At 63.3% G+C, this 21,835-nt stretch carries 18 protein-coding genes, 1 tRNA gene and 2 rRNA genes (1 of these 21 cut by a window edge); 4 read left to right on the top strand and 17 right to left on the bottom strand.

Annotated features, from left to right (window positions below):
• Positions 1-6 precede the first annotated feature (6 nt).
• The 11 genes from uraH to AACH73_RS12670 form a co-directional block, all read right to left on the bottom strand.
• Complete coding sequence (gene uraH, locus AACH73_RS12720; RefSeq protein ID WP_272741551.1) at positions 7-336, bottom strand: hydroxyisourate hydrolase; 330 nt, start codon at positions 334-336, stop codon at positions 7-9.
• Positions 333-1,727 (bottom strand): NAD(P)/FAD-dependent oxidoreductase, encoded by a 1,395-nt coding sequence (locus tag AACH73_RS12715; RefSeq protein ID WP_272741550.1) that lies wholly within the window; start codon positions 1,725-1,727, stop codon positions 333-335. The genes uraH and AACH73_RS12715 overlap by 4 nt, the downstream gene beginning before the upstream one ends.
• Positions 1,724-2,227 carry a 2-oxo-4-hydroxy-4-carboxy-5-ureidoimidazoline decarboxylase gene (gene uraD / locus AACH73_RS12710; RefSeq protein WP_272741549.1) on the bottom strand — a complete coding sequence of 168 codons (504 nt, stop codon included), beginning with the start codon at positions 2,225-2,227 and terminating at the stop codon, positions 1,724-1,726. Before uraD ends, AACH73_RS12715 begins: the two co-directional genes overlap by 4 nt.
• Complete coding sequence (gene hpxZ, locus AACH73_RS12705) at positions 2,224-2,604, bottom strand: oxalurate catabolism protein HpxZ (RefSeq protein ID WP_272741548.1); 381 nt, start codon at positions 2,602-2,604, stop codon at positions 2,224-2,226. Before hpxZ ends, uraD begins: the two co-directional genes overlap by 4 nt.
• On the bottom strand, positions 2,594-3,487 hold the full coding sequence (gene puuE, locus AACH73_RS12700; RefSeq protein ID WP_338736161.1) for an allantoinase PuuE: 894 nt from the start codon (positions 3,485-3,487) through the stop codon (positions 2,594-2,596). Before puuE ends, hpxZ begins: the two co-directional genes overlap by 11 nt.
• Positions 3,484-4,707 (bottom strand): alanine--glyoxylate aminotransferase family protein, encoded by a 1,224-nt coding sequence (locus AACH73_RS12695; RefSeq protein ID WP_338736160.1) that lies wholly within the window; start codon positions 4,705-4,707, stop codon positions 3,484-3,486. The genes puuE and AACH73_RS12695 overlap by 4 nt, the downstream gene beginning before the upstream one ends.
• Positions 4,704-6,080, bottom strand: a complete 1,377-nt coding sequence (locus AACH73_RS12690) for an allantoate amidohydrolase (RefSeq protein WP_338736159.1) — start codon at positions 6,078-6,080, stop codon at positions 4,704-4,706. Before AACH73_RS12690 ends, AACH73_RS12695 begins: the two co-directional genes overlap by 4 nt.
• Positions 6,074-7,648: a gamma-glutamyltransferase gene (locus tag AACH73_RS12685; RefSeq protein WP_338736158.1), complete on the bottom strand. Its 1,575-nt coding sequence runs from the start codon at positions 7,646-7,648 to the stop codon at positions 6,074-6,076. Before AACH73_RS12685 ends, AACH73_RS12690 begins: the two co-directional genes overlap by 7 nt.
• Positions 7,645-8,967 (bottom strand): AtzE family amidohydrolase, encoded by a 1,323-nt coding sequence (locus AACH73_RS12680; RefSeq protein ID WP_338736157.1) that lies wholly within the window; start codon positions 8,965-8,967, stop codon positions 7,645-7,647. Before AACH73_RS12680 ends, AACH73_RS12685 begins: the two co-directional genes overlap by 4 nt.
• The gene (locus AACH73_RS12675; protein WP_272741542.1) at positions 8,964-9,122 is read right to left on the bottom strand and encodes a hypothetical protein; all 159 of its coding nucleotides are present in this window, start codon (positions 9,120-9,122) and stop codon (positions 8,964-8,966) included. The genes AACH73_RS12680 and AACH73_RS12675 overlap by 4 nt, the downstream gene beginning before the upstream one ends.
• 95 nt (positions 9,123-9,217) lie before the next feature.
• Complete coding sequence (locus tag AACH73_RS12670; RefSeq protein WP_272741541.1) at positions 9,218-10,117, bottom strand: LysR family transcriptional regulator; 900 nt, start codon at positions 10,115-10,117, stop codon at positions 9,218-9,220.
• Between the two features lie 136 nt (positions 10,118-10,253).
• Here AACH73_RS12670 and AACH73_RS12665 point away from each other — a divergent pair, with 136 nt between their 5' ends.
• A complete protein-coding gene (locus tag AACH73_RS12665) occupies positions 10,254-11,084 on the top strand; it encodes a pirin family protein (protein ID WP_272741540.1) in 831 nt (276 codons plus the stop codon).
• A 96-nt stretch (positions 11,085-11,180) separates the two neighbouring features.
• Complete coding sequence (locus AACH73_RS12660) at positions 11,181-11,792, top strand: NAD(P)H-dependent oxidoreductase (protein ID WP_272741539.1); 612 nt, start codon at positions 11,181-11,183, stop codon at positions 11,790-11,792.
• A gap of 43 nt (positions 11,793-11,835) precedes the next feature.
• Here the strand turns inward: AACH73_RS12660 and otsA are convergent, their stop codons facing one another.
• Genes otsA through otsB form a run of 3 tightly spaced genes read right to left on the bottom strand, consistent with a single transcriptional unit; the run spans position 11,836 to position 15,898 of the window.
• A complete protein-coding gene (gene otsA / locus AACH73_RS12655; protein WP_272741538.1) occupies positions 11,836-13,287 on the bottom strand; it encodes an alpha,alpha-trehalose-phosphate synthase (UDP-forming) in 1,452 nt (483 codons plus the stop codon).
• A 12-nt stretch (positions 13,288-13,299) separates the two neighbouring features.
• Entirely contained in the window at positions 13,300-15,159 is a 1,860-nt protein-coding gene (locus tag AACH73_RS12650; RefSeq protein ID WP_338736156.1) for a glycoside hydrolase family 15 protein, read from the bottom strand.
• Complete coding sequence (otsB, locus tag AACH73_RS12645; protein ID WP_272741536.1) at positions 15,152-15,898, bottom strand: trehalose-phosphatase; 747 nt, start codon at positions 15,896-15,898, stop codon at positions 15,152-15,154. Before otsB ends, AACH73_RS12650 begins: the two co-directional genes overlap by 8 nt.
• Before the next feature lie 467 nt (positions 15,899-16,365).
• On the opposite strand from otsB, the gene AACH73_RS12640 reads away from it, so the two are divergent.
• Positions 16,366-17,937: an alpha-N-arabinofuranosidase gene (locus tag AACH73_RS12640; protein WP_272741535.1), complete on the top strand. Its 1,572-nt coding sequence runs from the start codon at positions 16,366-16,368 to the stop codon at positions 17,935-17,937.
• A gap of 326 nt (positions 17,938-18,263) precedes the next feature.
• Positions 18,264-19,808 carry an FAD-dependent monooxygenase gene (locus tag AACH73_RS12635; RefSeq protein ID WP_338736155.1) on the top strand — a complete coding sequence of 515 codons (1,545 nt, stop codon included), beginning with the start codon at positions 18,264-18,266 and terminating at the stop codon, positions 19,806-19,808.
• Between the two features lie 263 nt (positions 19,809-20,071).
• On the opposite strand, the gene AACH73_RS12630 is transcribed toward AACH73_RS12635, so the two are convergent.
• From AACH73_RS12630 to AACH73_RS12620, 3 genes are all read right to left on the bottom strand, one after another.
• Positions 20,072-20,148: transfer RNA gene (locus tag AACH73_RS12630), tRNA-Arg, on the bottom strand.
• Positions 20,149-20,363: 215 nt separating this feature from the next.
• A 5S ribosomal RNA gene (gene rrf / locus AACH73_RS12625) occupies positions 20,364-20,478 on the bottom strand.
• 178 nt (positions 20,479-20,656) lie between these two features.
• A 23S ribosomal RNA gene (locus AACH73_RS12620) occupies positions 20,657-21,835 on the bottom strand; it runs 1,599 nt beyond the window's last position.

Below are 21,835 nucleotides of genomic sequence, written 5' to 3'. Positions count from 1 at the left end.
GCCCCATCAGCTCCCCCTGTAGGTCGAATAGCCATAGGGACTGACCAGCAGCGGCACGTGGTAATGCCCCACCCCATCCATACCGAAGTCGATGCCCACGCGGTCGAGAAACGGCGGTTCGGCCAGCGTCACGCCCTTACCCCGGAAATAGTCGGCCACATCGAATTCCAGCCGGTACCGCCCGGCGCTCAGGCTCAGCTCGCGCAACTCCGGGCAGCGGCCATCGGCATCGGTCTTTCCGGCAAACAGCACTTCGCGCCCGCTGAGGAGGTGCAACCCGACCCCCTGGGCCGGGGTGCCGTGGGCCGTGTCGAGGACGTGAGTCGAAAGGCTCATGAGGCGCTCCACTCGCCGACAAATTCCGGCTCATCATAGGCAAAATAGGCGTCGAGGCAGGCCGTCTTCTGATCGAGGAACAACTGATCGGCCACGGCGCTGGCCAGCTTCGGCAGGGCGTATTTCAGCCCTGACAGGGCCGAGGCCGACAGGCCGAAATTGATCAGGGCCGAATAGTTGAAGGCAAACAGGCCATGCAGTTTCGCCTGCCACTCAGGGTCGCGCCCGGTGAAGGTGAAGCCTGCGCCCAGATAGGGATGGGCGTCAAGCAGCGGGTTCCTGATCGCCTCCGGGGCCGCATAGACATCGGCCCAGCGCGCAATGCCCGGCTCCAGTCGCCGCAGTTCGGGCCGCAGCGCCGGATCGGTGACCAGACCGGTGGAAATGACCAGAAAGTCGAACGCGTGCTCGCCTTTGGGCGTCGTCACCACCGCCTGCCCCCCGTCTTCGCGCACGCCCTGCCAGGGCGAACCCGTGTGCAGGCGGAAGCCCGCAAAGGCCGCCGCCCGGTTGAAGGTGTCATTGGTCGGCGGTTGATTGAATTTGAAAAAGTGCGACATGGCGGCGTATTTTTCGCCGTCGCTGAGCGCGGCAAAGCGCGGGATCAGGCCCGCCGCCTCCATGTGCCGGATAGGGTTGATGCGCGGCAGGGCCTCACGCCGCACAAAGACGTGCGCTTCGGCGGCCCCGGCGTCGAGCAGATGGTGGGCATTGTCAAAGGCCGAGGCCCCGCCTCCCAAAATGCCGATGCGCTTGCCTGTCAGCGCCGCCACGTCGATGGGCTCAGAGGTGTGAGCGTAAAGATGCCGCGGCAGGCCCCTGATCATCTGCGGCGTATGCCAGCCGCCGCCGCCCTGAATCCCGGTGGCCAGAATGACCTTGCGCGCCAGATAGTTGCCATCCGAAGCGTGCACGCGGAACAGGCCGTCTATGGGCTCGATATCGCTGACCCGCACGCCGTTTCTGACCGGCAGGTCCAGCACGCGGCGGTACCAGCGCAGATAGGCCATCCAGTCGCCGCGCGGTATCTTGTCAAGCCGCGCCCAGCCTTCGGCCCCGTGCTGCGCCTCCCAGAAGGCGCGGAAGGTCAGGGAGGGGACGCCCATATCTATCGAGGTGATGCCCTTGGGCGTGCGCAGGGTCATCATGCGGGCATAGGTTTCCCACGGTCCTTCAAAGCCTTCGGCGCTCTCATCGAGGATCAGCAGGTTGTGGATGCGCTCGCGCTTCAGCGCGAAGGCGGCGCTGAGGCCCGACTGCCCCCCGCCGATGATGATGACGTCGTGCACCGGACCTTCCGGATGCGTCGCCGGGCTCAGCCAGTCGCTGCCGGGATAGCCCAGCGCCTCAAGGTCGTGCCGGACGCGGGCATTATGGGCTTCGAGGCTCATGCGCCCTCCACATCTTTGAGGCGCAGCCAGACGATCTTATCCACCTCCGCCAGGGCCGTGCTAAACTCTGTCTGCGGGTCGTTGCCGAGCCGCGCCTCCATCGCCGCGAGGATATCCGCCTTGCCCCCGGCCAGCCGCACACAGAGTATAAAGGGGAAACCAAAGCGCGCCTCATAGGCGGTGTTCAACTCATGAAACCGCGCAAATTCGGCCTCCGTCAGGGCATTGAGCCCCACCGACGCCTGTTCCGAAGCCGACTCCTTCGTCAGACCGGCCTTCACCTGCGCCTTGTCGGCCAGCTTGGGGTGGGCGCGCAGCAGGGCCAGTTGCGCCTCCGGCCCGGCGTGCGCCACCACCTTCGTCAACCCGGCGTGCAGCGCCGCTAGGTCTTTGAACGGCCGCATCGTCTCGGCCTGCGCCACGATCCACGGGCTGTGCTCGAACAACAGGCCGAAGCGTTCGATAAAGGCTTTACGAGTCAATTGGTTGAAATCGCTCATGATGTCGCCCCCTCAATCGACACATGCGCCGACACCACCTTCCAACCGTCGGCAAAGCGCCCCCAGGCCTGCGACTGGCGCCCCCTACGGTCGGCGTTGTCCCGGAAAAACTCGGCATGGGCGGTAGCGAAGGCGTCGCCATAGACGGTGATCTCGACCCGGCCCAGTTTGCGCTGCGGCGAGCCGCCCCGGCCCTGGCGGAAGGCGCGTATGGCTTCGATGCCGTACAGCACCTCGCCCACGCCGAAGCGGATGGTTTCCGGGGCCTCACGAAACAGGCGGTCCATGGCCGGGATGTCGTCGGCCATCAGCGCCGCCTCATAGGCGTAGAAGGCCTCGGTCACCTCTTTCAGGAGAACAGGATCGTTAAGCTGCATGGGGATGCACCTTCAGCCAGTGACGGGCGATGTCGATGCGACGCGTCACCCACACCTTGTCGTGGCTCAGCACGTGGTCGAGGAAGCGCGCCACGGCGGCGGCCCGCGCCGGCTTACCCGCAATGCGCCCATGCAGGCCAATCGACATCATGCGGCTGCCTTCGGCGTACAACTGATCGAACGTGTCGCGCAGGTAGCGATAGAAGGGTTCGGCGTCGGCAAAGCCGTTATAGGCCACGAACTTCATATCGTTGACGTCCAGCGTATAGGGCACGATCAGTTGGGCTTTGCCGTATCGCGTGTCGTAATAGGGCAGATCGTCGGCGTAAGAGTCGGCGTCATAGACAAAGCCGCCCTCCTCGACCACCAGCCGCGCCGTTTGGGGCGAGGTGCGCCCCTGATACCAGCCCAGAGGCCGCGCCCCGGTCAGTTGCGTGTGCAGCTCTACGGCCTTGTGGATATGGTCGCGCTCCACCTCTTCCGGCACGTTTTGATAGTCGATCCAGCGGTAGCCGTGGCTGGCGATCTCCCACTCGGCGGTCAGCATGGCCTCAACCGCCGCCGGGTTCATCTGCATCGCCGTGGCCACGCCATAGACGGTGACCGGGGCCTTGCGTTCGGTAAATATGCGGTGCAGCCGCCAGAAACCGGCGCGCGCGCCGTATTCATAAAGGCTTTCCATGGCCATGGCCCGCGCGCCGATATGGCTTTGGGCACCCACCATTTCGGACAGGAAGGCCTCAGACCCCTTGTCACCATTGAGGACCGAGTTTTCGCCACCCTCTTCGTAATTGATAACGAACTGCACAGCGATGCGCGCCCCGTCCGGCCACTGCGCATCGGGGGGTGTCGGACCATAGCCGATCAGGTCACGCGGGGTCATCCCCACACCTCCCGCGCGGCGGGGACCGCAGCCCCCAGATTGACCGCCACCCCTTCGGCGACCAGACAGGCCTCAAGCGCGGCCAGGGTCGTCAGCACCTTGGACTTCATGGCGTTATAGCCCATGGCCCCGATGCGCCAGATCTGCCCCTGCAAGGGGCCAAAGGCCGTGCCGATCTCGATTTCGAAGTCTTCGCGCATCCGCTGACGCACGCGCCCGCCATCAAGGCCTTTGGGGATGTACACGCCGGTCACATTGGTCATGCGGTAGCGGTCATCGCCATAGACGCGCAGCCCCATGGCGCGCAGCCCCGCCGTCATAGCCGCCCCGGCCCTTGTATGGCGGTCAAAGCGGGCCTCAAGCCCCTCCTGAAGCGCCACGCGGGCGCATTCGCGCGCCCCGTAAAGCATGGTCGTGGCCTCGGTATGGTGGTTCAGCCGCTTTTCGGACCAGTAGTCCATGATCATGGCCAGATCGAAATAGTTGGAGCCTATACGCGGGCGGTGGCCGTCTTCGGCATCGGCGGCGCGGATGCCCTTTTCGGTGTGGCGGCGCGAAAAGATGAACTCGGCCGCGCGGTCGGAAATCGTGATCGGCGCCGAACCCGACGGCCCGCCCAGACATTTCTGCAAGCCCGCCGTAACGATATCGACGCCCCAGCCGTCGGTCTCAATCGGCATCCCGCCCAGCGTCGCCGTGGCATCGACATAGGAAAAGGCCCCGATCTCACGGCACAACTCACCCAGCCCATCCAGCGGCTGCGCCATGGTGGTGGAGGTGTCGCCGTGCACGCAGGCGATCACATCCGGACGGTACGCCAGCGCCTTTTCGCGGATGGCGGCCATCGGCACCACCTCACCCCAGGGCGCATCCACCGTCGCATAGGCCGCACCCAGCCGCTCGCAAATTTCGGTCAGCAGCAAGCCAAAGCGGCCAAAGCGCACGATCAGCACCTTCGATTGCGGTGTGATCAGCGACACCAGCGCCGCCTCGATCGCCGCCCGCGCTGTGCCATCGATCAGCAAGGTCCAGCGGTTCTGCGTGCGGAAGACCTGCCGATAGAGCGCCATGGTTTCGTTCATATAGGCGGTCATTTCCGGGTCGAACTGCCCCAGAAGGTCCGCCGACATGGCGCGCAGCACGCGCGGGTGGGCATTGACCGGCCCCGGCCCCATCAGCAGGCGTTGCGGCGGATTGATCTCACCGAAATAGTCGGTCATGCGGAGGCTTCCCCCAGTTTGAGTACAAGGCCGTAGAGCGCCTGAAACGCCGCTTCGGCGTCGGCCGGCTCGACGGCTTCCAAAGGATTGTGGCTGATTCCGTCCTTGCAGCGAATAAACAGCATGGCGGTGGGCGTCACACCGGCAAAGACCATGGCGTCATGGCCCGCGCCTGACACCAGACGGCGCGGGGTGTGACCGGCCTCACGCACGGCTTCGGACAATAAATCCATCATTGACGGGTCGCAGGGTGCGGGGGGGAGGTCGTGGATCAGCTGGTGCGCCACCGTCACCCCGCGCGCGGCGGCAATGGCCTCGATGCGGCTGAGGATGGCAGAGGCGGCGACGTTGCGCGGGGCCTCTTCGCCCGCCCGCACGTCGATGGTGAAGACCACCTCGCCCGGTACGACATTGGGCGCATTGGGCGCGACCGTGAAGCGCCCGACCGTGGCCACCAGATCGTCCAGCCCAGCGCGACCTATGGTTTCGACCGCCAGCGCCATTTCCGCTGCGGCGGTGAGCGCGTCCTTGCGAAGGACCATACTGTTGGTCCCGGCGTGACCGGCGACGCCCGTGACCGTCACCGTATAGCGTCTCTGACAGGCAATGGCGGTGACCACGCCCAGCGCCAGCCCTTCGGCCTCCAGCACCGGCCCCTGTTCGATATGGGCTTCGACATAACCGATCAGCTCGGACGGGTCGCGGCGCGCCTCCGTAAAACGATCGATATCCAGTCCAAAATCGCTCAGCGCCCTGGCTAAGGTGATGCCGTCGCGGTCGGCGACATCAAGCTGGGCCCGCGCCACCTGCCCGCACACGGCGCGCGAACAGAGCATGGAGGCCGGAAAGCGCGAGCCCTCCTCGTCGCCAAAGGCATAGACCTCGATGGCAAACGGCAGGCGCTTGTTTTGCGCGTGCAGGGCGGCCACGACCTCGATTGCCAGCATGATCCCCAGCGGCCCGTCATAGGCCCCGGCGTCGCGCACCGAGTCGATGTGCGAGGCGAGGATGAGGGATTTCTGTTTTAGCATCCCCCCTGATATCAGGGGGGATACCGCCGGAATCGGCGGAGGGGGGTTAACATCGGAGTCGGCCCCCACCACCGCATCTCGCGCTGCGCGCGTCGTGCGGTCCCCCTCCCCAGCAAGCTGGGGAGGTATAGTGGCGGTCTCATACCGCCCGATCAGATTGCCTGCCGGATCAAGGCGCACGGCCATGCCCGCCGCCTCCATCCACTCGCGTACTTGCGCCAGCGTCGCGCGGTGCGCCTCGCTGAGGTAAGGCCGGAACAGGCTGTCCGCCACCTCGCTGAACGGCGGGCGTCTGAGGGCGTCGCAGCGGGCGACGGCGCGGTATCCGCCCACCTCTACCATGCGGCCACCCCGCCATCCGAACGCGGATCGGTGGCCCCTTCGATACGCCCGTCGGCATGACGCACCAGCGCCCCGGCATGACCCATCATAGAGGTGAAATCAGCTACGATTTCCGTCTGATGCCCCGCTTTCTTTAAGCTCTCAATTAACTCCGCCTCAAACCGGCCTTCGAGCTTGAGCGAGACGCTCTCCTCGCCCCAGGTCTTGCCCAGAAGCCAGCGCGGCGCGGTGAGGGCGGCTTGTAAGGGCATACCGGCGTTGTAACGGCTGAAAACAGCGGCTTGCGTCTGCGGCTGCCCCTCACCGCCCATCGTGCCATAGCTCATCACCCGTCCGTCCTCAAAGACCGCCAGCGCCGGATTAAGCGTGTGAAACGGCTTGCGCCCCGGCTTCAGGGCGTTCCAGCCGCTTTCGGCCAGACGGAACGACGCCCCGCGGTTCTGCCAGATAATGCCCGTTTCCGGCAGGACGAGGCCCGAACCGAACTCGAAATAGGTGCTCTGAATGGCACTTACGGCACGACCTTCGGCGTCAATAGCCCCGAACCACACCGTGTCGCCCTGTTGCGGCTCATAGGGCCACGGCAGGGCCTGCGCGCGGTCGATGGTCGCCGCCAGCGCGTCGAGCGCCGCTGCGTCGGACAGCAGGGCCTGCGCGTCGAAATCCATATAGGCCGGGTCGCCAATATGCTGATCACGCAGCAAAAACGCCTGTTTGGTGGCTTCGATCAGGCCGTGCAGATGGTCGAAATGGTCGTGTCCCTTAACCCCCAACCGGTCGTACAGGGCCAGTATCAGCAAGGACGCAAAGCCCTGCGTCGGCGGGGTCATATTGTAAAGCTGCGTCCCACGAAGGCGCGTGGTCAGCGGCACGGGCGTCGTGGCGCGGTGGGCGCGCAAATCGTCGCCAGAGACCGGCGACCCGGCGCGACCGAGATCGGCCGCAATGACGCGCGCCAGATCGCCTTCGTAGAAATCGCGCAGTCCCCTGGCTGCCAGCGCTTTCAGCGTGGTCGCCAGAGCCGGTTGCGTGAGGATCGCGCCCTCTTTCAAGGGTTGATGATCAGACCGGAACGCCGCCCCATAGCCGTACTGATCCTTCAGCTCGGCGTCCTTGGCAGCGGCGATGTCGGCTCCGCCTTTGGTCACCACAACACCCGTTTCGGCGTAATGGATGGCCGCTTCCAGCAGCGCCTCCAGCGGCAGGGGATCGGCCACCCGCTGCAACAGCGCCTCCCAACCGGAGACAGTGCCAGCCACCGTATTGGCCGCCAAAGGCCCGCGCCAGGGTACGCGGTCATGGCCCTGATAGAGGTCGAGCGTGGCCCCTTGCGCCGTCGCGCCGCAGGCGCTGACGCCGTGCACAGACCCGTCGGGTTCGCGCACGATCCAGAAGCTGTCGCCGCCGATGGAATTCATGTGCGGATAGACGACGGCCAGCGCTGCTGCCGTGGCCACGGCTGCCTCGATGGCCGTGCCGCCGCGTTTGAGGATATCGAGCCCCGCCTGCGCCGCCAGATGGTGCGGCGCCGTGACCATGCCCCTGAGCGATGCCGCCGTATGGATCATGCGCGCCCTCCCGGTGGCGTAAAGCCCAAGACGCCCGCGTCCTCCAGCCGGTGCATCAGGTCGAACAGCGCGCCTTCGAGGCCCGGTCGCGTGATGATTTGCAGGCCGATGGGCAGGCCCTCGGTCTTGAGCGGCGCGGCGATCACCGGCACGCCGGTCAGCGAAATGGCCTGCGCATAAATCCCCAGATGCGCGCGCGCCGGGGCCGGTTTGCCGTCGATCAGGATGGTTCCCGCCTCAATCAACGGGGCGGAACAGGGCGTCGCCGGGGTAATCAGAACGTCAAACTGATCAAACAGTTGATAGAAAATCTTACGATAATGATCACGATAGCGCAGTGCCTTATCCAGCACGGCCGCGGGCAGCATGGCCCCGGCGATCAGCCGGTCGCGCACCGCCGGATCATAGTCCTGCGCCCGCCCCCGCAAGGTGTCCAGATGCAGCGCCCCACCCAGCCCCGCCGTCATCACAAAGCCCGCCGAACGCCCGGCCTCGGCCTGCGGCAGATCGGCGACGGCGCTGCCCCCCAGATGCGCCATCAGTGTATCGACGGCGCTCACGGCTTCCGGGGCGGCATTGCGCGCAAAAAAGCCGTCCAGCCGCGCAACGCGCAACGGTTGATTGTCCCCGGTCAGCGCCTCACCGGCAAGCACCTCGTACAGGCGGCGCAGGTCACGGCTGCTGCGGGCAAACGGCCCGACCGTATCGAGCGCTTCGACAAACGGAAACACGCCTGAAAGCGGCACCGCCCCTTGCGCCGGGCGCATCCCCCACACGCCGCACAGCGAGGCGGGCACGCGCACCGAGCCATTGGTGTCTGAGCCCAAGCTCAGCGGCACAAACCCCGCCGCTACCGCGGCCGCCGACCCGCCGGAGGAGCCCCCGGCCAGCCGCGACGGATCATGTGGGTTCAGCGTGGTGCCGAAATGGGCATTGACCGTCGCAAAGCCGTAGGCAAATTCGTCCATATTCAGCGTGCCGATCAGCACAGCACCGGCGGCCTTCACACGACGCACTACCTCCGCATCCTGCGTCGCCGCTGCCGCGCCAAGGCGCAATTTAGCACCGGCGGTCGTCAGCTGCCCCGCCACGTCGAACAGGTCCTTGACGGCGAAGGGCACCCCGGCCAGAGGCCCCGAAATCTCACCGCGATCAACGGCCTGCGCGGCGGCCACGGCTTCGGAGGCAAAGACGCGGGTAAAGGCGCAAAAGGGATCACTCAGCGCCGCCTCGACCGCCTGACGCACCACCGCCTCCGCCGTGATCTCGCGGCGGGCAATGGCGTCGGCCAGATCGAGCGCGCTGAGGGTGTCGCTCATGCCTCGGCGTCCTTAAACGCATCCTCGATAATGGCCGCGTGCTGATGCAGAAGCCGCAGAGTGGCGCTCACCGCCGCCTGACTGTCCGCGCTGAGGGACAGGCCCAGAAAGGCCGCCGCCCCTTCGCTCAACCGGTCGAAATCCTCCGGTTCCATCACCGCCTCCGTGTTGTCAAATATGAACTTAAACGTTTCACCAAGCCTGACAAGCCCCTTTTCGCACCCGCAACAATCTTCCGTAGGCGGCGCGTTTACAAGACCTCATTGGCGAAGCGCAGGGCCAGAAAATCGACCAGCGCCCGCACCCGCGCCGTGCGCGAACGTCCGGGCGGCATGACGGCGCATAGCGGCACGGTGGTATTATACTCCGGCAGGATGGGCACCACCTGCCCCGACGCAATGGCCTCGCTGCTGATAAAGGCCGGCAGGCGCGCCACGCCCAGTCCGGCCACCGCCGCGCTGAGCAGCATGTCGCCATTGTCCGAGCGCAGGCGCACCGGGATACGCACCATGCGCTCCTCACCATTGACGACGAAGCGCCAGACGTCGCCGGGGGCGACATTGGTGTAGAGCAGGCAATCGAGTTGCCCCAGATCGTCGGGCGTCTGCGGCGTACCTTTCTTACTCAGATAGTCGGGGCTGGCGACGATCATGCCGTTGATATGCCCGATGCGGCGCGCGATCAGCGTCGAGTCGGTCAGTTCGCCGATACGGATCACCACGTCGAAGCCCCCGGCCAGCACATCGACGCGGCGATCATCGAAGCTGACATCCAGCTCGATGCGCGGGTTGCGCACGGCAAATTCGGTCAGGACGGGGGCCAGGTGCGACACGCCGAACGTCAGCGGCGCGGACAGGCGAATGGGCCCGGCAACCTCCAGCATGGCGTCATTGACCGCCTCCTGCGCCGCCTCAAGCTGCGCCATGGCTTCGCGCGCCTTGGCGTAATAGAGCGCCCCGACATCGGTGGTCTGGGTGCCGCGCGCCGTGCGCGTCAGAAGCCGCGCCTTCAACTGGTCTTCGAGGTGCGCCACGCGACGCGAGACGATGGACTTGGCCACCCCCAGCCGGTCGGCCGCCCGCGCAAAGGAGCCGGTTTCCACCACCAGAAAGAAGGCGTTGAGATCGTCGAGATCGACTCCGGGGGTCATGGGTGTCCTTCCTTCCAGCGTTGCTCTGAGTGAAACACCGGGGTTCATTTTTGCAGGCTTCTGACAACGCATAAACCCGGCTATACGTCTCGTCAACACGGGGAGCCCCCGCTCCCCCGTTTGGAAAGACACCACCATGACCACACAACGCAGCGTTACCCGCCTCGTGCGCGGCCTGCCGGCCACCGATGGCGCGGGCGTCAAGCTGACCCGCGTTTTGGGCACGCAGGCCCTGCCGGAGGTCGATCCCTTCCTGATGCTGGATGAGTTCCGCTCGGACGACCCGCAGGCCTATATTGCCGGCTTCCCCGATCACCCGCACCGCGGCTTTGAAACCATCACCTACATGCTTGCCGGGCGGATGCGCCATAAGGATTCCAAGGGCAATGAAGGCCTTCTGGGCCCCGGCGACGTGCAATGGATGACCACGGCACGCGGCCTCGTCCACTCCGAAATGCCGGAGCAGGAAGACGGCCTGATGCAGGGCTTTCAACTGTGGCTGAACCTGCCCGCCAAGGAAAAGATGCTCAATCCGCAGTATAAGGACGTGCCCGCGAACACCATCCCGGTGGTCCGCCATTCGGATGCCTGGGTCAAGCTGCTGGCCGGAACCTATCAGGGGCAGACCGGGCCGATCCAGTCGCCGACGACGAAGCCGTTTATCGCCGATGTGTCGCTGGACGGCGGGGCTGCCCTCACCCTGCCTGTGCCCGCAGGCCATGCCGGTTTCGCCTATGTCTTCGATGGCGATGCCCTGATCAACGGTCAGAGCGTGGCGCGCGGTCAGGCGGCGGTTCTCACCGAAGGGGCCGAACTGCCGCTCACCGGCGGGATTGACGGTGCCCGTGTGCTGGTCGTGCTGGGCCAGCCGCTGAAGGAGCCCATCGCCCGCCACGGCCCGTTCGTGATGAACACGCCGCAGGAAATCTATCAGGCCTTTGCCGACTATCAGGCCGGGCGGTTTTAACCCCTGACGTCTGACCCGTCCCCTCTTGACGGGTTAGGCTCACCCCAAATATAGAATCGTATCTGTTACGGTTATCTTTTACGCAAGGAGACTACCATGTCCAAGGTTCTCATCGTCAACTCCTCGATCAAGGGCGAAGGCTCGATCTCGCGCCAGCTGGTCGAAACCTACAAGGATAGCCTGCTGAAGGCCGACGCCAAAACGCAGTTCATCGAACTCGACCTCGGCCTCAACCCGCTGCCGGTGCTGAGCGCCTCGAACATCAACGGCTTCTTCGGCAATATCGGCGAAAGCGCCGAAGCCTCGGCCCTGGCCGAAACCGTCGAAGCGCGCGTGTCGGAACTTGAGGCGGCTGATATCCTCGTCCTCGGCGCGCCGATGTATAATTTCGGCATGTCGGCCCTGCTGAAGACGTGGTTTGACTACGTGCTGCGCGCCGGTCGCACCTTCCGCTACACCGAGTCCGGCCCGGAAGGTCTGGTCAAGGGCAAGAAGGCCGTGGTCATCGAAACGCGCGACGGCAAGTATTCGGAAGGCCCCGCCTCGGTGATGGATTTTCAGGAAGGCCATATCCGCACGCTGCTGGGCTTCATCGGCATCACCGACGTGACCTTTATCCGCTCGGAAGCCATGGCCTTCGGTCCGGACATCAAGGCCGCGGCGATTGAAAGCGCCGCCAAGGCCCTGAGCGAACTGGCCGCAGCGTAAGTTATGTCGCCTCCTCCCTATTGCGTAGCAATGGGGAGGAGATCTAGCTCGCCACAGGCAATGTCACGACCCTGTCGTCGGGCTGGTCTTCCGGAAAGGTGTCGCCGTCGGGCGTCACCTCGCCTTCGTCTTTCAGCTTGGCCACAAAGTCGTTGCGCCACCACACCACGTCCTCGGCCATCACGCCGCGCATCAGGTCTTCGTGGCGCTGCCTGCGTTCCTTGAGCGGCATATGCACCGCCTCGGCAATGGCTTCGGCCATGGCCTGACGGTCGAACGGGTTGACGATCAGCGCCGCCTGCATCTGCGCCGCCGCCCCGGCAAATTCCGACAGGATAAGCACCCCCGGATCGCGTTCGTCCTGCCCCGCCACAAACTCCTTGGCCACCAGATTCATGCCGTCGCGCAACGGCGTCACCAGCCCGACGTGCGAGGCGCGGTAGATACCCGCCAGCTCATCCCGGCGATAGGCGCGGTTGACATAGCGCACCGGCACCCAGTCAATGGTGGCGTGTTCGCCATTGATGCGCCCGGACAGGCTGTCGAGTCGCGCGCGCAGTTCCTGATAGGTATTGACCTCTTCGCGCGTCGCCGTGGCGATCTGCATCAGGAAGACCTCGCCTTCCATGCGCGGATGGTTGTTGAGGAACTGCTCATAGGCCAGAAAACGCTCCTCCAGCCCCTTGGAATAGTCGAGCCGATCGACCCCGGTGATCATCTTGCGCCCGGCCTGCGAATTGCGCATCAGATTGTAGAAGGCCAGCGCCTTGTCCGAGGTGGCGGCCGCCGTAAAGTCCTCGCTGTCGATACCGATGGGGAAGGCCCCGGCGCGGATCGTCTTGCCAAAGGCGCGCAGACGGCCATCGGGCAACCTCTCGCCGTCAGCGGCGTGCACCACATATTCCTGAAAGGCATTGAGGCTGTCTTCGGTCTGAAAGCCGAGCAGGTCATAGTCGAACAGGGTTTCGACCAGCTCGCGATGCTTGGGCAGGGTTTGAAACACGCGCATGGCCGGCCACGGAATGTGCAGGAAGAAGCCGATGCGGTTGCTCACCCCGTGCTTGCGCAGCATCGAGGCCAGCGGCAGCAGGTGATAGTCCTGCACCCACAACAGGTCCTCTTTCTCGACCAGCGGGAACAGGGTATCGGCAAAGCGCTGATTGACGCGCAAATAGCCCTCGTCAAAGCTGCGCTCAAAGGCCACGAGGTCGGTGCGGTAATGGAACAGCGGCCACAGGGTGCGGTTGGCGTAGCCGTTGTAATATTCCTGTACGTCCTGCGCCTCCAGGTCGGTCAGGGCCACGGTGACGCCGCCGATCTTCTGGATCGACAGATGGCCGGTAAAGGCCTCGGTCGTCTGCCCGGACCAGCCGAACCAGATGCCGTTTTCTTCGCGCAGGGCCGCCGACAGGGCCATGGCCAGCCCGCCCTGCGTGCCGACGCTGGCGTCGCTCGGCGGGTTGACGCGGTTGGATACAACGATTAGTCGCCCCATGACTTCTACTCCTTACCTGACATCGCGCCACGGGCGGCTGAGCAGCCCGGCGCAGTTGATGATCCCGACCAGCGAATAGGTTTGCGGGTAGTTGCCCCACAGCTGACCGTCGTCGTAGGCCGTATCCTCGGACAGCAGACCGGCCGCCGTCCGTCGTTTCAGCATCCCGTCGAACAGGGTGCGCGCCTCATCGCTGCGGCCCGCATGGTGCAGGGCCTCGATCAGCCAGAAGGTGCAGAAGTTGAACGCCGTTTCCGGCTCGCCGAAATCGTCGGGCACGGCGTAGCGCAGCATGTGCTCGCCGCGCCGCAACCCGGCCTCGACAGCCGCCAGCGTCGCCAAATGGCGCGGATCGTCAGGCGTCAAAAAGCGCAGGTCGATCATCTGAAGCAGGCTGGCGTCCAGTTGTGCGTGGTCGAAACAGGCGCTGAAACTGCCGCCTTCGCCGCAGAAGGCGCGCGACTCGATAGCGGCGCGGATGGTGCGGGCGTGGCCCCGCCACACCTCGGCGCGGTCGGCCAGCCCCAGCGCCAGAGCCGCGTTTTCCAGCCGGTCGCAGGCCGCCCAGCACATCAGGGCCGAATAGGTATGGATGTTGGACAGGGTGCGGTATTCCCACAGGCCGGCATCGGGCTTGTCAAACACCTCCAAAGCCCGCTCGCCCATGCGTTCCAGCGCGCGAAAATCGCTTTCCGTCCCCGGTTGCAGCAGGCGCTGATCGAAGAAGGCGTGCACCGACGACAGGACGATCTGCCCATAGACGTCGTGCTGATGCTGGATATAGGCCAGATTGCCGACGCGCACCGGCCCCATGCCGCCATAGCCGGGCAAGGCCGTCGCCTCGGTTTCCGGCAATTCCGGGCCGAAGCCGATGCCATAGACGGGCTGGATCGGCCCGTCGCCCGCCTGATCGACGATATTGCGCAGATATTTCAGGTAGTTTTCGAGGATATCGACGGCCCCCAGCCGCGTCAGGGCCTGCACCACATAATAGGCGTCGCGGATCCAGCAGTAGCGGTAATCCCAGTTGCGTCCGGAATCCGGGGCTTCAGGAATGGAGGTGGTCATGGCCGCTACAATGGCGCCCGTCTCTTCATAAACGCATAGCTTCAGGGCGATGGCGGCGCGGATGGTCGCCTCCTGCCACTCCAGCGGCAGGGACAGGGTGCGCACCCAGCGCTTCCAGTAGGCGTCGGTCTGCTCGTACATGTCGCGCACCCCTTGCAGGATACCGGTTGAAAACGGCTCATCCGGCCCCAGGAAGAAGGCCAGCGGCTCCTCGACGCGGAAGGTGCGCTCATTCAGCAGGTGCGACACGGGGCAGTTGGTGGTCAGGCGCAGATCGGTGTCCGTGCCCATAAAGCGGATATGGTTGGAGCCGAAGGAATGCGGCGCGCGCTGCGCGCCATAGTCGCGCATGGGCCGCAATCGTACCCGAATACGCGGCGCACCGCTCAACGGCCTCAGCAGACGGCAGAAGGCCACGGGGCGGTACTGCCGCTCGTGGTGGCGAAAGCGCGGGCAGAAGTCGAGAATCTCAAGCTGCGCGCCCTTTTCGTCGGTGAGAACGGTGCGCAGCACGGCGCTGTTGCGTTCATAGGCCTGTTCGGCGCGCGCAAAGCCGATGAGGTCGATGGCCCACACGCCCTCTGCTGTTGCCTCGTTCGCCGCCACACCGCTCAAAAGGTTGCTGAACACCGGGTCGCCGTCAAAGCGCGGGATGCAGGCCCATACCCAGTTACCGCGGTCGTCGATCAGGGCCGACACCGTGCCATTGCCGATCAGCCCCAGATCGAGCGTATGGCTGAGCGGTCCGCTGCGCGGGGCGGAGGCGGTCGCGGTGACCGGCACGGAGGGCGACTGATCAGGCATGATGGGTTACCCCCGCTTCCAGCCAGTCGAGCACGGCCTGCACATTGGGCAGACGGAAGGACGCGGCACTGTCCCTCGCCTCCCCCACCAATATGCCGAAGCCGCCCAATTGCGCGGCAGCCCGAAAGGCGTGTTCGTCGGTCAGGTCGTCGCCGACAAACACCGGCCTGAAGCCTTCAAACGGCGGCTCATTCATAAAGGCACGTAGGGCATCGCCCTTGTCCGGGCCCGGCGCGCGCAGCTCGACCACGCGGTCGCCCGGTTGCAGCACCAGAGGCGAATTTTGCGCGATATTGGCCGTGATGGTGCGCACCATGCCCTCTGCCTGCGGATTGAGGCGGTAGTGTACACCGATCGACTGCCCCTTGGTTTCGATCAGGACACCGGGCTTCTGCTCCGCCAGCGCCCCCAGCACCAGCAACGCCTGTTCCAGCGCGTGGCGCACCGCCTCGGTCAGTATCTGATCGCGACGCTCCCCCTCCGCATCGCGGCGCTCAAGCCCATGCACACCCGCCACAGCCCGCACCGTATTACCGGTAATATAGTCAATCTCCGCAATCGAACGCCCCGACAATATGGCCAGCCGTCCGGTCAGCACCCGACGCGCCCGGCCCAGCAGGTCGGTCCGGCGCGGTTCCGGGCCGACATCCTCCGGACGCGGTCGAATATGGGCCAGGGTGCCGTCGATATCGAGGAACAGCGCCGTTGTCCGCGCGTCCAGCCGCTCAGGTAATCTCATCTGTCAAACCGTCAGTCTTAAGGACTTCGCAAAGGAAGCCACAGGCCACACAATCGGGCCGTTAAGCGGTGCGTAAGCCCTCAGGGGTGCACCGCAATGTCGTGGGCTCTAAATGGCGGCACGGGCCATAAGGATGCCATTATTAAAGGTCGCTTCGCTATGCGGTCGCTGAGTCCGAGCCGCAAACCTTTGACCATCCTACACTTTTGGCGTTCACGCAGCGCTCAAAAAGCCGTCATGCGCACGTGACCGTCCTTCAATCGGTTGCATAGGACGGGGTCGCGCATTGGACTGCGAAACGGAGTTCGGCGAAGCCAAAACCGCCTCACACTTTTCGGAATGCGCTTGAACAGAGTTGATTTCACCCAATGCCATGCTAATTGTAGGACATAATAAGAAGCCGGGGATGCAGTGCCACCTGCCAGAGAGCTATCCCGCCCGACACATCACCCAAAAGAGGTAAGCCCATGTTCAAAACACTCACCGCCCTGGCGCTGACGGCCGCCATCGGCTGTTCGGCCTCCGTGGCCTTCGCGGCTCCGGCCAAAATCGACGCCACGCTGAAGCCGGATCAGCCGGGTCTGGAAATCCCGCGTCAGATCTACGGTCAGTTTTCCGAACACCTTGGCCTTGGCGTCTATGAAGGCATCTGGGTGGGTAAGGACTCGTCGATCCCCAACACGCGCGGCATCCGCAATGACGTGGTGGCGGCGCTGAAAGCCATCAAGATGCCGGTCGTGCGCTGGCCCGGCGGCTGCTTCGCTGACGAATATCACTGGCGCGACGGCATCGGCGATCCGGCCAAGCGCCCGTCGCGCAAGAACAACTGGTGGGGCGGCACGCCGGAAACCAACGCCTTCGGCACGCACGAATTCTTCGATTTCGTCGAGCAGGTCGGCACCGAAGCCTATGTCTCGATCAATGTCGGCTCGTCCAACCCGACCGAGATGCGCGAATGGATCGAATATATGACCTCGCCCGGCGACGACACGCTGGCGCAGGAACGCCGCGCCAATGGCCGTGACAAACCCTTCAAAGTGCCCTTCATCGGCATCGGCAACGAAAGCTGGGGCTGTGGCGGCGAAATGCGCCCGGAATACTATGCCGACGAATACCGCCGCTTCTCCGCCTTCTTCCATAAGGGCGCCGACAATTCGGCCGTGCGCGTCGCTTCGGGCTCCAACGCCGGCGACATCAACTGGACCGACGTCGTGGTCGGCCGCGCCGGCAACCGCATGGACGCCATCTCGCTGCACTACTACACCCTGCCGACGTCCAACTGGGACAAGAAGGGGCCGGCGACCAACTTCCCCGTCGATCAGTGGTACTCGACCTTCTATCAGACCTCACGCATGGATCAGATCATCCGTGACCACAGCGCGGCCATGGACAAGCACGATCCGAAAAAGCGCATCGCCCTCTATGTCGATGAATGGGGCACCTGGTACGATGTCGAGCCCGGCACCAATCCCGGCCACCTCTATCAGCAGAACACCCTGCGCGACGGCATTGTGGCGGCCTATAATTTCAACATCTTCCACCGCCATACCGACCGCGTGAAGATGACCAATATCGCCCAGACCATCAACGTCCTTCAGGCCATGATCCTGACCGACAAGGAAAAGATGGCCCTGACGCCGACCTATTACGCCTACAAGATGTACGTGCCCTTCCAGGACGCCACCGTCCTCCCGCTCGACGTCACCGCCCCGAACCTGCAAGGCAAGGACGGCAAGGGCGTGCTTCAGGACTATCCGGCCTTTAACGTCACCGCCGCCAGGGCCAAGGACGGCAAGACCTATATCGGCGTCGCCAATACCAACCTGACCGAAGGCTATGTGCTGAACATCAATCTCGGCACGCTGAAAGCCAAATCGGTGTCGGGTGACGTGCTGACCGCGGACAAGATGGACGCTCACAATGTGCCGGGCCAGCCGGAAACCATCTCTCTGGCCCCCTTCAAGGGCGGCAAGATCAAGAACGGCACGCTGGAACTGACCATCCCGGCCAAGTCGGTCGTGGTGGTAAAGCTGGACTAAGGGCTTTTATTTTGAAGCGTTCTGCGCCCCCTGCGTCCGAAGACGCAGGGGGTTTTTGCGCACCTTTGTGCCGACGCTTGCAGATTAGTTCCTCATGGCCTATGATATCAAAGTCGAAAATGGTGGACCGGCGTGGTGAGCCCCGGTCAACTCGTGGCTCTGGCCATGAGTGATAATCCAGCCCCATAGGGCCGCGGACCACGACAAAGGCGGACGTGTGCCTTTGTTCGTAGGGTAAAACCGGGCGTTCGACTTGCCCTTCCCTGTTGTCAGGTATTCGTCCTTCGCCGTGCCTGCGGCTTTACGACTGAAGGACCTTAAAACACATGGAACGGACATCCGTTATCATTATCGGCGGCAGCCTTGTCGGGTTGTCGGCTTCGCTTTTTCTGGCCTGGCGAGGCGTACCTCACATTCTGATCGAAAAACACAGGGGCAGTTCACCTCATCCGCGCGCCATCGGCTTTACCGAGACCACGCTTGAACACTTTCGCACTGTGGGAATCGCCGATCATATCCCGCAGGTTCCCCCCCAAACGCGTCTGCGCCGCGCCACGGTCACAAGCCTGACGGGTGAGCGGTTGGCAGAAACGGACTGGACACCGGGACAATCCGCACGGCATTCGGGTGAACTTTCACCCTGCACTGGCGCTTCAATCGCACAGGACAAGCTTGAGCCGATTTTGCGTCAGGCGGCGCTGGATCGCGGCGCGGATCTGCGCCTAGGGGTCGAATGCCTGTCGTTTGGCCAGACAGACGCCGGAGTCACGGTTCGGGTGCGCCCACTCGATGGCTCCCCCGCCTATGACATTTTTGCGGATTACCTGATCGCCGCCGATGGGGCCAACAGCCCTATACGCGAAAGCCTCGGCATCACCCGCAGCGGCGTGGGCCACCTGCGCACCCTGCGAAGCCTTCTCTTTCACTGTCCGCAAGCCGATGCCGCCCTAGTTTCCGGCATACAGCAATATGAAATCGAGCAAAGCGACTTCCACGCCTTCCTGACCACCTATAGCGACAGCCGTTGGGTCCTGATGTTCGATGACGACCGTGAACGCAGCGAAACGGAACTGCACACGGCGGTTTTGCGCGCCCTGGGTCAGGAAATGCCTTTTGAAATGATTACCACCGGACGCTGGGAGATGGCGGGTCGCATTGCTGACCAGTATGCGCAAGGTCGCATCTTTCTGGCTGGCGATGCGGCGCACCAGCTTCCCCCAACGCGCGGGGGCTTCGGAGCCAACACCGGTATAGACGATGTGTGGAATCTGACTTGGAAACTCCAGTACGTATTGGCGGGCACGGCCTCGCCAGCCCTGCTGGAGACCTATGACGCCGAACGCCGTCCTATTGGCTGGTTGCGTCATCAGCAGACTTTCTCACGTCCGGATTATGCCAAGTGGGTAGGTTCTGACTTCATCCCTGATACTCTGTTGAGTGATGAGTCCATGGAGTTTGGCCAACTGGTCCGCTCTGCCGCCGTCATCGGCGCAGGACGTGAGCTGCCCGCGGCAGCTTCGCCCGTCGAATGGGCCGGTCAGCCGGGTACGCGCGCGCCCCATCTGTGGGGCCGACGCAACGAACAGCGCCTGTCAACACTTGATCTGTTCGGCAAGGGTTTTGTGATGCTCAGCGAAGACCCGGCATGGCTTTCGGCTATCGGCGACCTGCCTATCGACGGCATCGCCGTAGGGCGTGATATTGTGTTCGCGTCCGACAACGCCTTTTCCACCCATTTCGGCGTAGGGGCGCACGGTGCGGTTCTGGTGCGACCGGACGGTATCGTTGCCTGCCGCACCAATATGCAGGCCAATAATGATCTTCTGCGCAAAACCTTTTGCAAGGTAGCGTTTGCAAAAACCGCCTTATAACAGGTGAGCGAACACGAGCGGAATGACGGTTGGAACCAGAGACATTCCGCTCAAAAAACGTCGGCAGCCTCAGCCAGACAGGACAATCTATTGAGATTTACACCCCCGGCGCGATTGATGCGCCGCGTTTTAACGCGGCTTACCCCTTCGGGGCGCCTTCGGCGTCGCGCGCCCTTCCGGGTCGCGCCGAACGCAGGTGCCTCCAACCGGCAGAGTCCCCCATAAACAAACAGCCTCCCCTTTTGAGGGAGGCTGTTTGTTTATGGCGCACCCGGCGCGATTCGAACGCACGACCTTTGCCTTCGGAGGGCAACGCTCTATCCAGCTGAGCTACGGGTGCCCGTTAGGGCGTAAGGCCCGTGGGGGCCTTGGACAGGGCGGACCCTAAGCTAAACCGCTTGGGCGCTCAATCCTAAAAACGCAGTCGCCCACGACTTTTGCCACGACATTCATAGTCACGCCAACAGGGCTTTGGACAACAAAAAAGGCCGAACGCTGAGCGATACGGCCTTTTATATATGTGTGCCTGAAGGGTTATTTTCTTGTGTTTGATAGACCTGGCGGCGACCTACTCTCCCGCGCCTTAAGACGAAGTACCATTGGCCCAGGCAGGCTTAACGACCGAGTTCGGAATGGGATCGGGTGGGGACCGGCCGGCATAGCCACCAGGTCAATCGAACACAAGATATGGCTCTCACATCAAAGTGTCCTCGGCTTTGCCTGCGGTACTTTGAAGTGGGAACAACATCGACAAAAACATCTCGGGGCGCCCCTTCGATATTTTTGGCTTTGTTAAGCGAAGACATTGTATGAAGAACGAGCACTGTAGGGTGCGTTTATTTGAGGGAACGATCAAGCCGATCGGATTATTAGTACTGGTTAGCTTCACTCCTCACGGAGCTTCCACACCCAGCCTATCAACGTGGTCGTCTACCACGATCCTCAGCGAGACCTTGTTTTGAGGTTAGTTTCCCGCTTAGATGCTTTCAGCGGTTATCTATTCCATACTTAGCTACCCTGCTGCGCGGCTGGCGCCACGACAGGTCCACCAGAGGTATGTCCATCCCGGTCCTCTCGTACTAGGGACAGATCCTCTCAAGTCTCGAACACCCACGGCAGATAGGGACCAAACTGTCTCACGACGTTCTGAACCCAGCTCACGTACCACTTTAAATGGCGAACAGCCATACCCTTGGGACCTGCTCCAGCCCCAGGATGTGATGAGCCGACATCGAGGTGCCAAACTTTGCCGTCGATATGGACTCTTGGGCAAAATCAGCCTGTTATCCCTAGAGTACCTTTTATCCGTTGAGCGATGGCCCTTCCACGCAGGACCACCGGATCACTATGGCCGACTTTCGTCTCTGCTCGACTTGTCAGTCTCGCAGTCAGGCGGGCTTATGCCATTGCACTCAGCGAACGATTTCCGACCGTTCTGAGCCCACCATCGCGCGCCTCCGTTACACTTTGGGAGGCGACCGCCCCAGTCAAACTACCCACCACGCCATGTCCCGGACCCGGATAGACGGGCCGCGGTTAGACGCCAACAGCAATAAGGGTGGTATTTCAAGGATGGCTCCACAGAGACTGGCGCCCCTGCTTCATAGCCTCCCACCTATCCTACACATGTTGCTGCTAACGCCAAGGCGAAGCTATAGTAAAGGTTCATAGGGTCTTTCCGTCTGACCGCGGGAACCCCGCATCTTCACGGGGAATTCAATTTCGCTGAGCCTATGCTGGAGACAGTGGGGAAGTCGTTACGCCATTCGTGCAGGTCGGAACTTACCCGACAAGGAATTTCGCTACCTTAGGACCGTTATAGTTACGGCCGCCGTTTACCGGGGCTTCAATTCGGAGCTTGCACCCCTCCTTTTAACCTTCCGGCACCGGGCAGGCGTCAGACCCTATACGTCGCTTTACAGCTTCGCAGAGCCCTGTGTTTTTGATAAACAGTCGCTACCCCCTGGCTTGTGCCACTCAGTCCTGCTTGCGCAAGGTGAGTCACGCTTATCCCGAAGTTACGCGTG

The sequence above is a fragment of the Asticcacaulis sp. DW145 genome (assembly GCF_037101385.1).
Lineage (GTDB): Bacteria > Pseudomonadota > Alphaproteobacteria > Caulobacterales > Caulobacteraceae > Asticcacaulis > Asticcacaulis currens.
This window is presented reverse-complemented; position numbering and strand designations above follow the sequence as displayed.